The 14,427-nt window shown below is 42.1% G+C and carries 14 protein-coding genes and 8 tRNA genes; 7 read left to right on the top strand and 15 right to left on the bottom strand.

Going from position 1 to position 14,427, the window contains the following annotated elements:
- Positions 1-104: 104 nt before the first annotated feature.
- The gene (locus SB660_RS18560) at positions 105-347 is read right to left on the bottom strand and encodes a type B 50S ribosomal protein L31 (RefSeq protein ID WP_003217579.1); all 243 of its coding nucleotides are present in this window, start codon (positions 345-347) and stop codon (positions 105-107) included.
- A gap of 175 nt (positions 348-522) precedes the next feature.
- On the opposite strand from SB660_RS18560, the gene SB660_RS18555 reads away from it, so the two are divergent.
- From SB660_RS18555 to SB660_RS18540, 4 genes are all read left to right on the top strand, one after another.
- Positions 523-1,854 carry a cytochrome ubiquinol oxidase subunit I gene (locus SB660_RS18555; protein ID WP_003217550.1) on the top strand — a complete coding sequence of 444 codons (1,332 nt, stop codon included), beginning with the start codon at positions 523-525 and terminating at the stop codon, positions 1,852-1,854.
- A gap of 21 nt (positions 1,855-1,875) precedes the next feature.
- Complete coding sequence (locus SB660_RS18550; RefSeq protein ID WP_180310775.1) at positions 1,876-2,922, top strand: cytochrome d ubiquinol oxidase subunit II; 1,047 nt, start codon at positions 1,876-1,878, stop codon at positions 2,920-2,922.
- 68 nt (positions 2,923-2,990) lie between these two features.
- Positions 2,991-3,149 (top strand): DUF1540 domain-containing protein, encoded by a 159-nt coding sequence (locus SB660_RS18545; RefSeq protein WP_008360682.1) that lies wholly within the window; start codon positions 2,991-2,993, stop codon positions 3,147-3,149.
- A 25-nt stretch (positions 3,150-3,174) separates the two neighbouring features.
- A complete protein-coding gene (locus tag SB660_RS18540; RefSeq protein ID WP_058014981.1) occupies positions 3,175-3,366 on the top strand; it encodes a hypothetical protein in 192 nt (63 codons plus the stop codon).
- Between the two features lie 104 nt (positions 3,367-3,470).
- Here SB660_RS18540 and menC read toward each other — a convergent pair whose 3' ends face one another.
- The 6 genes from menC to SB660_RS18510 form a co-directional block, all read right to left on the bottom strand.
- Complete coding sequence (gene menC / locus SB660_RS18535) at positions 3,471-4,595, bottom strand: o-succinylbenzoate synthase (RefSeq protein ID WP_410583695.1); 1,125 nt, start codon at positions 4,593-4,595, stop codon at positions 3,471-3,473.
- Positions 4,592-6,043: an o-succinylbenzoate--CoA ligase gene (locus tag SB660_RS18530; RefSeq protein ID WP_410583693.1), complete on the bottom strand. Its 1,452-nt coding sequence runs from the start codon at positions 6,041-6,043 to the stop codon at positions 4,592-4,594. The genes menC and SB660_RS18530 overlap by 4 nt, the downstream gene beginning before the upstream one ends.
- Positions 6,044-6,114: 71 nt before the next feature.
- Positions 6,115-6,933 (bottom strand): 1,4-dihydroxy-2-naphthoyl-CoA synthase, encoded by an 819-nt coding sequence (menB, locus tag SB660_RS18525; protein ID WP_044142129.1) that lies wholly within the window; start codon positions 6,931-6,933, stop codon positions 6,115-6,117.
- Between the two features lie 14 nt (positions 6,934-6,947).
- Complete coding sequence (menH, locus tag SB660_RS18520) at positions 6,948-7,772, bottom strand: 2-succinyl-6-hydroxy-2,4-cyclohexadiene-1-carboxylate synthase (RefSeq protein ID WP_410583691.1); 825 nt, start codon at positions 7,770-7,772, stop codon at positions 6,948-6,950.
- Positions 7,757-9,499, bottom strand: coding sequence for a 2-succinyl-5-enolpyruvyl-6-hydroxy-3-cyclohexene-1-carboxylic-acid synthase (gene menD / locus SB660_RS18515; protein ID WP_410583689.1), 1,743 nt, complete (start codon positions 9,497-9,499; stop codon positions 7,757-7,759). The genes menH and menD overlap by 16 nt, the downstream gene beginning before the upstream one ends.
- Positions 9,492-10,910: an isochorismate synthase gene (locus SB660_RS18510; protein ID WP_180310304.1), complete on the bottom strand. Its 1,419-nt coding sequence runs from the start codon at positions 10,908-10,910 to the stop codon at positions 9,492-9,494. Before SB660_RS18510 ends, menD begins: the two co-directional genes overlap by 8 nt.
- Positions 10,911-11,292: 382 nt before the next feature.
- Here SB660_RS18510 and SB660_RS18505 point away from each other — a divergent pair, with 382 nt between their 5' ends.
- The 3 genes from SB660_RS18505 to SB660_RS18495 all read left to right on the top strand — a co-directional run bounded on the left by SB660_RS18505 (position 11,293) and on the right by SB660_RS18495 (position 13,649).
- Entirely contained in the window at positions 11,293-12,231 is a 939-nt protein-coding gene (locus SB660_RS18505) for a 1,4-dihydroxy-2-naphthoate polyprenyltransferase (protein ID WP_058014975.1), read from the top strand.
- A gap of 120 nt (positions 12,232-12,351) precedes the next feature.
- Positions 12,352-13,086 carry a TraR/DksA C4-type zinc finger protein gene (locus SB660_RS18500; protein WP_144487063.1) on the top strand — a complete coding sequence of 245 codons (735 nt, stop codon included), beginning with the start codon at positions 12,352-12,354 and terminating at the stop codon, positions 13,084-13,086.
- An 86-nt stretch (positions 13,087-13,172) separates the two neighbouring features.
- Entirely contained in the window at positions 13,173-13,649 is a 477-nt protein-coding gene (locus SB660_RS18495) for a TspO/MBR family protein (protein ID WP_180310303.1), read from the top strand.
- Positions 13,650-13,729: 80 nt separating this feature from the next.
- Here the strand turns inward: SB660_RS18495 and SB660_RS18490 are convergent.
- The 8 genes from SB660_RS18490 to SB660_RS18455 form a co-directional block, all read right to left on the bottom strand.
- Positions 13,730-13,801 (bottom strand) — tRNA-Glu (locus SB660_RS18490).
- Between the two features lie 7 nt (positions 13,802-13,808).
- Positions 13,809-13,899: transfer RNA gene (locus SB660_RS18485), tRNA-Ser, on the bottom strand.
- A gap of 3 nt (positions 13,900-13,902) precedes the next feature.
- Positions 13,903-13,977 (bottom strand) — tRNA-Asn (locus SB660_RS18480).
- Positions 13,978-13,983: 6 nt separating this feature from the next.
- A tRNA-Ile gene (locus SB660_RS18475) sits at positions 13,984-14,060 on the bottom strand.
- Between the two features lie 17 nt (positions 14,061-14,077).
- Positions 14,078-14,151, bottom strand: a tRNA-Gly gene (locus SB660_RS18470).
- Between the two features lie 11 nt (positions 14,152-14,162).
- Positions 14,163-14,238 (bottom strand) — tRNA-His (locus tag SB660_RS18465).
- 27 nt (positions 14,239-14,265) lie between these two features.
- Positions 14,266-14,338: transfer RNA gene (locus SB660_RS18460), tRNA-Phe, on the bottom strand.
- An 18-nt stretch (positions 14,339-14,356) separates the two neighbouring features.
- Positions 14,357-14,427, bottom strand: a tRNA-Asp gene (locus tag SB660_RS18455).

Here is a 14,427-nt window from a genome sequence, read left to right as displayed (position 1 = left end):
ATGTTCATCCCCCACAGACTTGTGTTATTACCCTTATTATACAAAAAAGCTTGTAGACTTTGTCTACAAGCTGAAGCACACCATTGTAGGGTGTGCTTTTCTTATTACATTTGATACTTTTTCTTAAACAACTCGGCTCTTCCACCTTTTTCTCCGAATTTTTGGCGTCCTGTATAAAAAGGATGCGTATCAGAGCTTGTTTCTACTTTAATGACAGGATACGTTTTCCCATCTTCCCATTCTACTGTCTCATTGGATGACTTTGTCGATTTACTCAAAAAGCGGTAACCGCTGTTTACGTCCATAAATACAACTTCATGTGAGGTTGGATGAATATCTCTTTTCAATGTCAAAACTCCTTTCGTTATCAAAACGTAATGATTACGCTTTATATTTATATTCTACTCCCTCTTTTACAACATGTCAAAAATCAAGCTTTCTTAGTCAGGAAGAATAATCTAAAAATGGTGGAGAATAATAACATCATGAAAAAGAGAAGCGATAAGAAAGGCGGAGAAAAAATTGACTGATCTCGTTTTAGCTAGAAGCCTGTTCGGCACAACCATGGGCTTTCATATTATTTATGCCTCGCTTGGCGTCGGCATCCCGCTAATGATTTTGTTAGCTGAACTCATCTTCCAAAAAACGAAGGACCCTCACTATGCTGTCATGGCGAAACGGTGGACGAAAGCGCAGGCTGTCTTGTTAGGTGTCGCCATTCCAACAGGCACGATTGCTGGCACCCAGCTCGCTCTTCTATGGCCAGGTTTTATGGAGGTCATCGGAAAGGTCATGTCACTGCCATTTCAGATTGAGATTTATGCGTTCTTTATTGAAGCATTATTTATGTCTATTTATGTGTACGCAGCGGACCGCCTATCACCTGCTATGCGTATCATTACCGTTATTTTTGTCGTGATTGGCGCAGCCGCTTCAGCAATTTTGATCACAAACGTACATGCATTTGAAGGTACCCCTGCTGGCTTTCAAATGGTCAATGGAGAAATTACGAATATCGAGCCTTGGAAGGCCTTTTTCAATCCAAGCTTTGTCGTAACTGCAACACATGTCGTGCTGTCTGCTTTTACAACAGGTGCTTTTGTGATTGCATCAGTGGCAGCTTTTAAAATGCTTAAAACAAGAAAGAATGAGAAGCTCTATACGTTTCATCGAAAAGCTCTTTTTCTTGGACTTATTGTAGGAGGCCTCTTCTCATTTCTTACGGCCATAAATGGTCATGAGTCTGCTCAGCTTCTGTATGAATATCAGCCTGAAAAGTTAGCTGGTGCTGAAGGTTTATTTGAAACACAATCACATGCACCTCTCGCAATAGGTGGTTTTACTGATGCCGATTCAAAGGAAATTAAAGGAGCAATTGAAATCCCTTGGGCGCTTAGCTTTTTGGCAGGAAATAGCTTTGATACGGTGGTCAAAGGCTTAAATGATTTCCCACGTGACGAGTGGCCGCCTTTATTTATTCACACATTATTTAATGGCATGGTCATTATTGGCTCAGTCCTCATTTTGTTTGCGGTATTAGCACTGCTTTACCGTAAAATTTTGAAACGCGAACATTATCCGAAGTGGCTCCTTTTTCTTTACTTATTCGGCGGGCCTCTTAGTCTTCTGGCTATTGAGTTTGGCTGGATCTTTGCATGTACAGGCCGTCAGCCATGGGTCATTTATCGAATGCTCAAAACCTCAGAGGTCGTCACATCATCAGGCTCAATCGGTACGCTCTTTATCCTTTTTGCCATTGTCTACCTCATCTTAGGCATAGCAACTGTGATTGTGCTGACGTACTACTTTAGAAAACATTCGATTGAAGAAGACCTACGGTTAACAGAATCTTAAAAAGGAGCGATCTAGATGCAAATGGATGTGACAACTGATGCACTCATTGCAATCACCATCTTATGGGGGTTCGTTTTTATCTATGCAGTGATGGCATCAATGGATTTCGGCGCAGGATTTTGGTCCATGATTTATATGAATAAAGAACAAACAAAGGCCGCTAATATCGCAAATAAGTATCTTTCTCCAACATGGGAAGTAACTAACGTATTTATTGTGGCAATTGTTGTTGCGTTGTTTAGCATGTTTCCAGGAGCGACCTTTGTCCTTGGTACTGTTTTATTAATACCCGGCAGCATCATATTATTACTTCTTGCACTGCGAAGCGGGTTTCTCGTGTTTTCTCATTCTCTACCTAAAAAATACCGAAAAGCAGTGACTTACATTTCAGGGATTAGCGGCTTTATCATTCCATCGATCCTGATCATGGTTCTTCCGATTACTCATGGTGGATTTATCTTTGAGGAGAACAACAATTACTCATTAGATCTTGGACTGGTCTTTACGAGTGCAAATGTCTATTCTTTTGTCGGCTTTGCCATTTTCAGCACCCTTTTTCTTTCGTCATTGCTTTTAGCTGATTTCTCGAATGTGGCTGATGAAGATGAAGCTTACAGTATTTATAGAAGAGGAGCGCTCATTACGGGTCCGCTTTCACTCATGATGGCCTTTTTCATCATGCTGACATTAAGAAGCGAGGCAAATTGGCTGTTCACAAAAATGATGCAGAACATCCCTATTCTTCTTGTATCACTCCTGATGTTTTTGCTAGCAGGGCTGGCTCTATATTTACCAAATAGCCGGTTTAAGCATCGAAAAGGCCGGCCTCGTTTAGCTGTCATTGCGATTACCATTCAATATTTTTTAGCAAGCTACGTGTACGGACGTGCCCATTTGCCTTATATGGCCTATCCAGATATTACAATCATGTCTGGTTTTACTGACCCTGTGACATTTAGAGCATTATTTATCACGTATATTGTAGGTTTTATCATCTTATTTCCTGGGTTCTATTTCTTTTGGAAATTGTTTATGAAGGATAAGCGCTATATTCGCCAGGAAGATTAACGTGAATGGATGAGGTTCATTTCGGTTACATTATAGAAGAAAGACATACTCAAAAGGAGGTCATTTGTATGAGTCAAAAAATCCTTTGTGAAGTTAATAATTGTTCCTATTGGAATGCTGGAAACCGCTGTGGGGCAGATGCAATCTATGTCGTTAGCCACACAGGAAATACGGCTGAAAAAAGTGAAGAAACGGATTGTAAAACGTTTAAACCACAAGATCTTTAAGTCTCATTTAAGGAGGCGCTTCACATTGAAATACGATCGGCTGCTTCAAACGTTTTTTGACGAAATTCATGACGCGGACGAAGCCGCATTTTATCAAGCAGCTCACTCCTTTTTAAACCTTTGGGATTATGAATATGGCCCTGCAGCAGACATGCCAACTGAAATGAATCACTATATTGGACAGCTTGCTTATGACAGCGAACTGGTAGAAGAGTAAGAAAGAGCGGGTCACCGCTCTTTCTTTTTTTGAGACAGGAAGGAAAAACTTTCTCTCACTATATATAGATTTTATATAATGTGCAAAAGGTGAATACCTCATTTTCACATCACAAAATCGTGTTTTGTAAACACGTCAATTTTATCTGAAAAAGAACGAAGCGCTTGATAATCCACTTCTACGCCCATTCCTGGGGAACGAGGTACCTCAATAAACCCATTTTCAACCTTGATTTCAGGAAAAATGATATCCTGCTCCCAATATTTTGACGAAGCTGAAACATCACCTGGAATTGTAAATTGTGGAAGTGAAGCAAGTGCCACGTTCTGGGCGCGGGAAATGCCTGTTTCAATCATTCCTCCACACCATAACGGAATTTGATGCTCCTTACTGAATGTATGGATTTTAAGGGCTTCTGTCAGCCCTCCAACTCGTGAAGGCTTCACATTAATAATTTGACAGCTGCCAAGCTCTACAGCTTTTCTAGCATCATCTAAAGAACAAATACTTTCATCCAAACATATCGGTGTTTTTAAATGCTTTTGCAAATGGCGATGGTCGACGATATCATCTGCAGCTAATGGCTGTTCAATCATTAATAAACGAATGTCATCGAGCTGCTTGAGCTTGCTAATATCCTTTAACTCATAAGCAGAGTTTGCATCTGCCATTAATGGAAGGTGAGGGAAAGACTCTCTAATTTTTTTAAGGAGACCAATATCCTGTCCCGGCTTAATTTTTACCTTCACCCGCTGATAGCCTTGGTCCACAAATTGTTGTATTTGCTTCAGCATATCATCAACGGGTCCTAACCCCGCCACAACACCAGAAGGTATTCTATCCTTGGTGCCGCCTAATACATCTCGTAACGATTTATTCTCACGCTTCGCATAAATATCCCAAACAGCCGCTTCAATTCCCGCTTTCGCCATCTTATTCCCTTTAAATTGATACAGGCTGTCTGGTATTTCTGAAGGGTGTGTAAAGGTGCGTGTCAGCACATTTGGTATAAAGAAAGCTCTCAGCATATGGTAACAAGTTTCAATCGTTTCTTCTGTATACCAAGGAGAAGAAAAAGCTGACACCTCTCCCCAACCAGTCAATCCCGTTTGATCTTTTACCTCGACAATAATAAACTCACGCTCAGATATGGTCCCAAGACTTGTGGTAAATGGCTGCTTGAGCTTCATCGTGACATGATATAAAATCACTCGTTCAATTTGAATCATCTAAAAACCCCTTTGACTCTGAGTCTGTGCCTCTGCAATTTATTCGACGCATTTCTTGGCAGCTCGTCCACAAAGTGAAAAGCGGCAGGCCATTTATATTTTGCTAGATGCGACTCACATAAAGCATAGAGCTCATTCTCCGGTATTTTATGATCTGTGACAAGAAAGGCAGCTGGTACCTCTCCCCATCTATCATCATATATACCCGTCACTCCGGCTTCCTTTACATGCGGATGTGTTAACAGAACCGCTTCAATTTCAGCAGGATAAATATTCTCACCGCCAGAAATAATTAAATCTGAACGGCGGTCAAGCACAAATAAAAACCCCTCCTCATCCACATAGCCAATATCACCCGTTTTCAGCCAGCCTTGATCAAAGGCAGCCGCAGTCGCCTCTTCACGGTAAAGGTACCCTTTCATGACATTTGCCCCTTTCACCATAATTTCGCCATGCTCAAAGGGACGACAAATGCGTGTACCATCTTGAATTTTCAGCTCACACCCAAAAAGGGGTTTTCCCGCTGATCCAAGTTTCTCTACACTAAATTCAGGCGCAAGGGTCACAATTTGTGAACAGGTCTCTGTCATGCCGTACGATTGAAACACAGGGAAGCCTTTCTCTTTGCTTTCTTGAAGCATCGCAAAAGGCGCAGGCCCTCCGCCTAATAAAAGACAGCGCAAAGAAGACGGACATTCTTCCAGTCTGCTTAATAAACGGGATAACATCGTTTGAACAACAGATATCATCGTCACACGATGCTGTTCAATAGAACCTTTTACTTCATCGACATCAAATTTCTGATGGAGTACGACAGTCATCCCATAAATCACAGACTTAAATAAAGCGGATAATCCGCTAATATGAAAAAGAGGCAGTGCAATAAGCCAGCGGTCATCCTCTCTGATGCCTATATTGAGTGCAGAGGAAACAGCACTATGAAAATGATTGCCAAACGTTTGCTCGACCCCTTTTGGGCGTCCTGTTGTACCAGATGTATACATGATCGTCGCTGTTTCATTTAAATCAAATTCGCTTTCGATTTTCTTTACATTCTCTTGCCCTTCTTCAGGTAAAGTCTCCATTGTATAAACGGGTAGTTCACCCTTGTGATCACTGGCATAAACAGGTTCAGTAAATAAAGCGGCTGCTTTTGCATCTTCAAGTTGATAGCGTCTTTCGGCTTTTGTTAACTTATTGTTCAATAGCACGATTTTGAATCCTAATGACAAACAAGCATGAACAAGCATCACCATTTGAGGATGGTTGTTCATCAGAAGACCGACCGTTTCCCCTTTTTTTAATGATGTTTGTGCCAGTCTATTGGAAAGCTCATTAACTTCATCAGCTAAATCGCGGAATGTCCACTTTTTATCCTGATAAATGAGCGCGACTCTTTCTGGTGTTAAATAAGCACGGTGCAGCAGCCAATTTGGTTGCTTCATCATGACACCTCCTTTTTGTAAAAGAAAACAGCTTAGTCTGATGCACTAAGCTGTTTTTCATTGATATGATTGAATCAAGGGAAACGCGGGAACTGACCGAAGTCCGGCTTGCGTTTTTCCTTAAAGGAATCGCGTCCTTCTTTTGCTTCATCTGTTGTGTAATAAAGAAGTGTCGCATCTCCTGCAAATTGTTGAATTCCAGCTAATCCATCCGTATCTGCATTAAATGCAGCCTTCAAGAATCGTAAAGCAGTCGGGCTCTTTTCTAGCATCTCCTCACACCACTTCACGGTTTCCTCTTCAAGCTGCTCTAATGGTACAACTGTATTGACAAGTCCCATATCAAGCGCTTCTTGTGCATTGTATTGACGGCATAAGTACCAGATCTCTCTCGCTTTCTTATGACCTACAATACGTGCAAGGTAGCCTGAACCATAACCAGCATCAAAGCTGCCTACTTTTGGACCAGTTTGTCCAAAAATCGCATTATCTGCTGCAATTGTCAGGTCACACACAATATGAAGAACGTGCCCGCCGCCGATTGCATAACCAGCAACCATCGCAACAACAGGTTTTGGAATCACACGAATCAAACGCTGTAAGTCCAGTACATTTAGACGCGGAATTTGATCGTCTCCTACATAACCGCCATGACCGCGTACTTTTTGATCTCCACCAGAACAGAATGCTTTGCCGCCAGCACCTGCAAGTACGATCACACCTACATTCGAATTATCACGAGCACGTGAAAATGCATCAATTAATTCACTCACAGTTTTTGGTGTAAACGCGTTATGTACATGTGGACGATTAATCGTGATCTTTGCGATCCCATTGTACGTTTCATATAAAATTTCGTCATATTGACGCTCAGTTTGCCATTCAATAGCCATCAATAGTTCCTCCTCTAATCTTGCGTAATAAACTCACTTACTATTTTACCAAAAAAATGTGGTTGTTCCACATGAACTGTATGCCCAGCCTGCTCAGCCAATATAAATTGACTGCCTTCAAGCTGCTGCTGCATACGTGCGGCGATGTTGCAGAACTTTTCATCAAGCGCTCCGCAAATCAACAAAACAGGTAATTTTATATGCTTTAATGCCTTCCAAACAGAGGGCTGCGAACCTGTTCCTATGCCTTCTAAGCTGCGAGCCAGTCCAAGTGGATTGGCTTTCAGCCTCCCCTCTCTTAGTTGAGCCTGCGTGTCAGCTGATAAAGTTCTTTGCGAAGCAAACAATGGAATACTCTCCCAAAAATCCACAAACTTCACTAAACCTTCATGTCTCATTTTCTGAGCAAGCTGATGATCATGCTTGAGTCTTGCCATCCGCTCTTTAAACGTGCGAAGCCCTGGAGAGGTACTCTCTAGAATCAATTTGTTGACTCGCTCTGAATAACGAGAGGCAAATGATAAAGCAATACGTCCTCCCATAGAATATCCGAGAATATTCACTTTGTGAAGCTTTAATTGGTTTAAAATCTCTGCAAGATCTGCCAGCTGATGCGACATCGCATATCTTCTTATACTTTCTGGTGAGTCCGTGCGGCCATGTCCAAGCAAACTGACTTGAATCAATCTCGTATTCTCCATATAAGCATTCAAGAACGTCCAAGAAGCCGCGCTTCCAGTGAAGCCATGTAAGCATAATGTGGCATTCTCACCTGATGGATTTTGATCCACCACCTCGTATGCCACACCATCACGCATCCGTATTATGAAAGAAGACATTCTTTTTTCACTTCTTTCAATATGTCATCCATCATTTGACGATGCTTGCTTGCACGAGAATGCCGATCTGTTTCAATTTCAATTAAATGAAGTCCAGGCTCTTCTATATGCGCCTTGTAGACATCATGGAATTCTTGTTTCGTTGACGGTTTCGCATAGGTTCCCCCATACAGCTTCGAAGCATACTCAAAATTCAGTCCAGTCGGTGTACCAAAGAGTTTTTCATAATACGGTTCCTCAGACGCCTGCGGAAGGAAAGAAAAGATGCCTCCTCCATCATTGTTTAACAGCACAACCGTCAGTGGAATGTCCATCAACTTCGCTGCAAGGAGACCATTCATATCATGATAAAATGATAAATCTCCAATCACTAAGGTGACCGGCTGTTTCAAAGCTGCATACGTGCCAAGTGCTGTAGACACAACGCCATCAATACCATTTGCTCCTCGATTCGCCATCATTCGAAAAGGCTTCAATTGCGCTTCAAAAAATGTATCCACATCACGAATCGGCATACTATTTCCGATAAAAAGGACACTCTCCTTCGGCAATAGATGCTGAAGCTGACGGTACACATTCCCCTCAAATGACAGATCCTCATCAGAATAATGGGCAGCATGCGTTCTGAATGATGAATTAGCATCCTGCCAGCGCTTTAGAAAACTTGTATCCTCACGTTGAACCGCTCTATTGACTACTTCATCTACAAAAGCTGCCACATCACTTTCAATGACGTATGAAGCACTCAGCCCAGGATCTCGAAAACCTCCAGCAGCATCAACAACAATCTGATTGACTTCCACATGTTTTTCCAACCACTTGAATAAAGGCTTAGACACAGGCATCGGTCCAAAACGAATGACCATATCCGGCAATAGGTGCTGCTGCAATGCTTCATCTTTCAATAAAGAATCATACGCATCAATAATAAGATCTGCATGCTCATGACCATTTCGTAAATGAGAAAGCGGGTCCGCTAAAATCGGCATATGCAAGGCTTTTGAAAGACGTAACACTGCCTCTTTTTCTTTCTGAGTATGAAGCTCACCACACACAATCAGTCCCTTTTTGGAACGGTTCATGCCCGTCACAATTTCAGATATCGCATCACAATTTGGGAAAGCCTGTCCTGTAGCTAATACTTTTTTCCGGTCTGTTTCTTCTCTCTCGAAAGGATCAATAGACAAATCAGGAAGCAATGGTTCTCTCAGAGGGACATTGATTTGTACAGGTCCTTTCGGCTCTTGCATCGACATATGATTTGCTCTTGCCGCAGCCGTCTGAACATAGCGCAACATCGTCTGACTTTCTTCTGGCAATGCTAAGTCTGTGAACCATTTAACAAACTTACCGAATAAGAATTGCTGATCAATCGCTTGAGGTGCCCCAACTTCCCTCAATTCGTGCGGCCGATCAGCAGTTAAAACAATAAGTGGGACACGGGAATAATGTGCCTCTACAATGGCTGGGTAAAAGTTAGCTGCTGCTGTACCTGATGTACAAATAAGCAGCACTGATTTTTGACTTGCTTTTGCAAGACCAAGCGCATAAAAAGCAGCAGACCGTTCATCCACTAATACATGGACATTGATGTCTTGGTGGGCTAGAGCCAGCATTGCAAGCGGGGTCGAACGAGAACCTGGACAGACAACGGCCTCTTGTACACCGCCTTGGACAAATTCATCCATCAATCTGCCAATATATGTTGTCATGATTTGATTATTCAATAGGACGACCTCCAAGGGCAGATAGCATTGGTCTTAATTTCACTTGCGTTTCCTCGTACTCCTGCTTTGCAAGGGAATCCTCTACAATGCCGCAGCCAGCGAACAAACGAACATGATCTTCCTCAATAAGACCTGACCGAATGGCAACAGCAAATTCTCCATTATCCTGAGAGTCAATCCACCCTACCGGCGCTGCGTACCAGCCACGTTTCAACGGTTCGATTTCACGAATGACCTCAACTGCCTTTTCCTTCGGATACCCACCTAATGCTGGCGTCGGATGGAGCTGTTCAATTAATGAAAAGAGAGAACAGCTGCTTTTAATTTCTCCCACAATCGGTGTAAACAAATGCTGAATGTTTTTTGTTTTATAAAGACTAGGTTGATTTGGTTTATGCACGCGAAGGCAATTGGCCGCAAATGCTTCCTCAATCATATTGACGACAATTTGATGTTCAATCAAATTCTTCTCATCATGCAGTAGCTCCTCGCCTAATGCTCGATCTTCCGCTTCATTTTTTCCACGAACAATCGAACCTGCTAAACAAGATGAAAAGACCTCTCCGCCGCTTTTTTTCACTAAGCGTTCCGGCGTAGCTCCGACAAATGCTTGTCTCCCCTGTTCAACCGCAAATACATAACTCGTTGTTTGATGCTTTAATAATTCTGATAACAGTGGAGCGAGTTCAATTTGATTTTTATAGTGAAGCAAGACTTCTCTTGCTAAAACAACCTTTTCATATTCGTTTGCACGAATGTGGTCTGTCGCTTCTTGGATCGCCTTCATCCATTCCGTCACATCTCGTTCTTCCATATGAACAAGTTCGGCTTGTCCATCATGTCTGAGCGGTAATGTTTCGAAATGAGAGGCTTTTTGTTCTAATTCTTGAATGAGCTGATGAACATTCCCGTCCACCTGCTTCCATTCATTGATCGTAAGAAACGTCCCTTCTTTCGAGACAGTGAGCATCATCGATGGCACAAAAAAATGAGCCTCGCCAAATGCTTCCCAGTGACGCGCCTTCTCTTCAAACGGATCAAATGAGAATCCTCCAAATAAAAGCGGACCAACAGCCGCTTGCCTTAACTCCTTCTCATCATGAAAATGGAACATGTGCTGCTTCAGCTGTTCCCATTCTTGATGGACTGTATCAAATCGTTCCTTGCCTTGTTCAGATGATTTAATAACGGCCGCTCTGCCAAGTCCAGAAAATATCATTTGGCTTTCTGGATCAGACCAAAAAAAACGCTCGCCTAAAAAATCCGCTTCGCCGCTTTGGAAAAAGGCAAGAGGATCCAGATCGTCAACTCTTCTGGAGTAGCTTATCAAAACAGCATGGTTGACGTTATTCGCTTCTTCTAATGTCGCAAGCGCTTCCTGCCGGAAAGTACTTTGCACTGTTGTCACCATGATACATTCCTCCAAAATCCATGAAATAACATAAAAAAATAAAACCAAAATGAAAAAATACGTGAACATTCGAGTATGTCGAATGACCTGCTTTTCTATTATAAACCTTAACAGATGAACTTAGTAAAGAAAACAGCTTTTAAAACCTCGAATCCTTATTATATCACGCTTTCTAGATTTTTTCGCTCCTGCTTCTTGAAACGAGAGCATCTATAAGAAAAATGGAAAGTCTTGTTCTAAGATCAAGCTTTCTCTCGATATGGCAACGATTAGCAAACATCTTTTTCAGGTTTCATCGCATCAATATATTGACACCCTTTTGAACTTTGCTAAACTGGAATTTGGACGTGTACGTATTTTTTTATTTAAAGGAGTATATTTTATGCAGCATCAATCGATATCAGATCAGCTTTCACCGATTAAGCCTGATAAGAACTGGCGGATTTGGTGGAATTTACTACGACCGCATACATTAACAGCAGCATTTATTCCCGTTACTTTAGGAACTGTTCTCGCACTTCCAAGTGGTCAAATACATGTTGGGCTATTTTTAGCTATGCTGTTTGCATCTATGTTTATCCAAATCGCAACAAACATGTTTAATGAGTACTTTGATTATGTTCGCGGATTGGACAACGAGAAATCTGTCGGCATCGGCGGCGCCATTGTCAGAAATGGCGTGAAGCCTAAAACCGTTCTCGCCCTTGCTTATGCACTATTTGCGCTTTCTTTACTACTAGGGGTATATATTTGCATGATGTCTAGCTGGTGGATTGCACTGATAGGGCTCATTTGTATGGCAGCAGGCTATTTCTATACTGGCGGCCCTGTTCCTATTGCATATACACCGTTTGGAGAACTTGTATCAGGTGCGTTTATGGGATTAGGAATCATCCTGATCAGTTTCTATATTCAAACAGGCACACTGACGTCTAAAGCGGTTCTCGTCTCATTACCAATTTCTATTTTAGTTGGTGCCATCTTACTATCGAACAATATCCGCGATTTAGACGGCGATAAAGAAAATGGACGAAAAACACTTGCTATCCTTGCTGGGCGAAAAGCTGCAGTGAACATTTTACTTTCCATGTTTTTGCTCTCTTATGTACTTATTTTTGTTTATATCTTCACAGATATTGTCGGCCTTTGGAGCCTTCTTGTTTTACTCAGTGTCCCAAAAGCATATACAGCTATCAAAGAATTTAAGCAAAAAGAAAAACCAATTGAATTAATGAATGCCATGAAATCTACAGCACAAACCAATACATTTTTCGGTTTCCTGCTAACAATCGCTTTGATTTTACAGTACTATATTGCTTAACAAAGAACGCCTGCCCCAGCCGCAGGCGTTTTTTCATGAGGAATTGCTTCAAATTGGAACTAGTCTTACAGATAAAATTGCTCATACTAACATTATGTTTGATATGAAAGGATGATCGCTTTGTTGTCTAAAGACGAATTACATCATTTGAAGCAGCGACTTCTCGATGAAAAACACGAACTCGAAGCCAAAAGCCATGACGATGAACAAAAAGTATCATTTCCTTATGATTCTGTCGGAGATCTGTCAGCCTATGATAATCATCCAGGTGATCAAGGAACAGAGCTGTTCGAACGCGGGAAAGATATTGCGTTAAATAGTTTAGAACATGAACATCTGTTAGACATCAATGAAGCACTTCAAGCCATCACAGACGGCTCTTATGGACTTTGCAAGGTCTGTAAAGCCCCTATCCCAAAGGAACGTTTAGAAGCCTTGCCTAGTGCCGTCACATGCACAGAGCATTCAAAAGAACAAACCGTTTCACAAAACCGTCCAATTGAAGAGGATTTATTAAGTCCGCCATCAGGGCAATTCGAAAATGAAGAAAGTGCAGCCTACGATGGAGAGGATGCATATCAAGACGTAGAACGCTACGGAAACTCTGATACGCCATCCGATATGGAATTTCCTCCATTGACATACGATGATGTGTACACTCAATCAGAAGATGAAGATTATGTCGAAGACTATGAAGGATTTGCAGCTGCTGATATTGAGGGCAAGGCAAGTAAGGTGTATCCAAATAAAGCCCACGAAGCCTATGAAGAAGCATTAGACGAAGAGGGCGTCATGACCGTATTTGGTGATTTGAAGCCGTACGAAGAGGAACCTTATACAGAAGAAAATCATTAGTCCCCTCATAATGGGGGCTTAATGTTTATATCATGTAATGATTGGGAAATCACTTTAAGAGTGAATTTGATTGGAGGAGATTTTTAATGGCGAGAAAAAGTATCATTTGGGCAGTGGTTGTCTTTTTTATTACATACGCATTATTCTCTATTGCCGGATTCTTGTTTCCGATTGACAGAGAGTGGTATGGTGCATTAAATAAACCTGAATGGACACCAAGTGGTGGTGTAATTGGTGCTGTATGGGCTATCTTATTTGCTCTCATCTCGTTGTCCGCAGCGATCATTTATGGAAAGTACGGATTTCAAAAAATCACCTTACCATTTTGGATTCTTTTTCTTTTAAATTATGTATTTAATCAAGCCTTTAGTTTTTTTCAATTTACACAAAAAGATTTATTTGCTGCTACAATCGATTGCCTTCTTGTAGCACTGACAGCACTTGCTCTTGTCATCGTCTCGCGTAAACTAAGCAAAGCCGTTCCGATTTTACTTATTCCTTATGTCTTATGGGGCTTCTTTGCAACTTACTTGTCTTATACGATCTATTCCATGAACATGTAAAAAAGGACCGCTATAATGGCGGTCTTTCTTTTTTTGAAGAAAATAAAAAAAGAGATCTTTGACAAGATCTCTTTTAAATATGACCCGTACGGGATTCGAACCCGTGTTACCGCCGTGAAAGGGCGGTGTCTTAACCGCTTGACCAACGGGCCAGATAAATGGCGGAGAAGGAGGGATTTGAACCCTCGCGCCGCTTGCGCGACCTACACCCTTAGCAGGGGCGCCTCTTCAGCCACTTGAGTACTTCTCCATTTGGCTCCGCAGGTAGGACTCGAACCTACGACCGATCGGTTAACAGCCGATAGCTCTACCACTGAGCTACTGCGGAATATCATGGTGGGCCTGAGTGGACTCGAACCACCGACCTCACGCTTATCAGGCGTGCGCTCTAACCAGCTGAGCTACAGGCCCATGAATGGATATACAAATGGAGCGGGTGATGGGAATCGAACCCACGACATCAGCTTGGAAGGCTGAGGTTTTACCACTAAACTACACCCGCAAAAATATGTATGGGGCGATTGATGGGAATCGAACCCACGAGTGCCAGAGCCACAATCTGGTGCGTTAACCACTTCGCCACAACCGCCATACTATTAATATTTTTTTATAAAAGTGGCTCGGGACGGAATCGAACCGCCGACACACGGATTTTCAGTCCGTTGCTCTACCAACTGAGCTACCGAGCCATGTATTCATTTTAAAAATGGCGGTCCGGACGGGACTCGAACCCGCGACCTCCTGCGTGACAGGCAGGCATTCTAACCAACTGAACTAC

The organism is Bacillus sp. SIMBA_005, assembly GCF_046535585.1.
In the GTDB taxonomy this organism is placed as follows: domain Bacteria; phylum Bacillota; class Bacilli; order Bacillales; family Bacillaceae; genus Bacillus; species Bacillus pumilus.
This window is presented reverse-complemented; position numbering and strand designations above follow the sequence as displayed.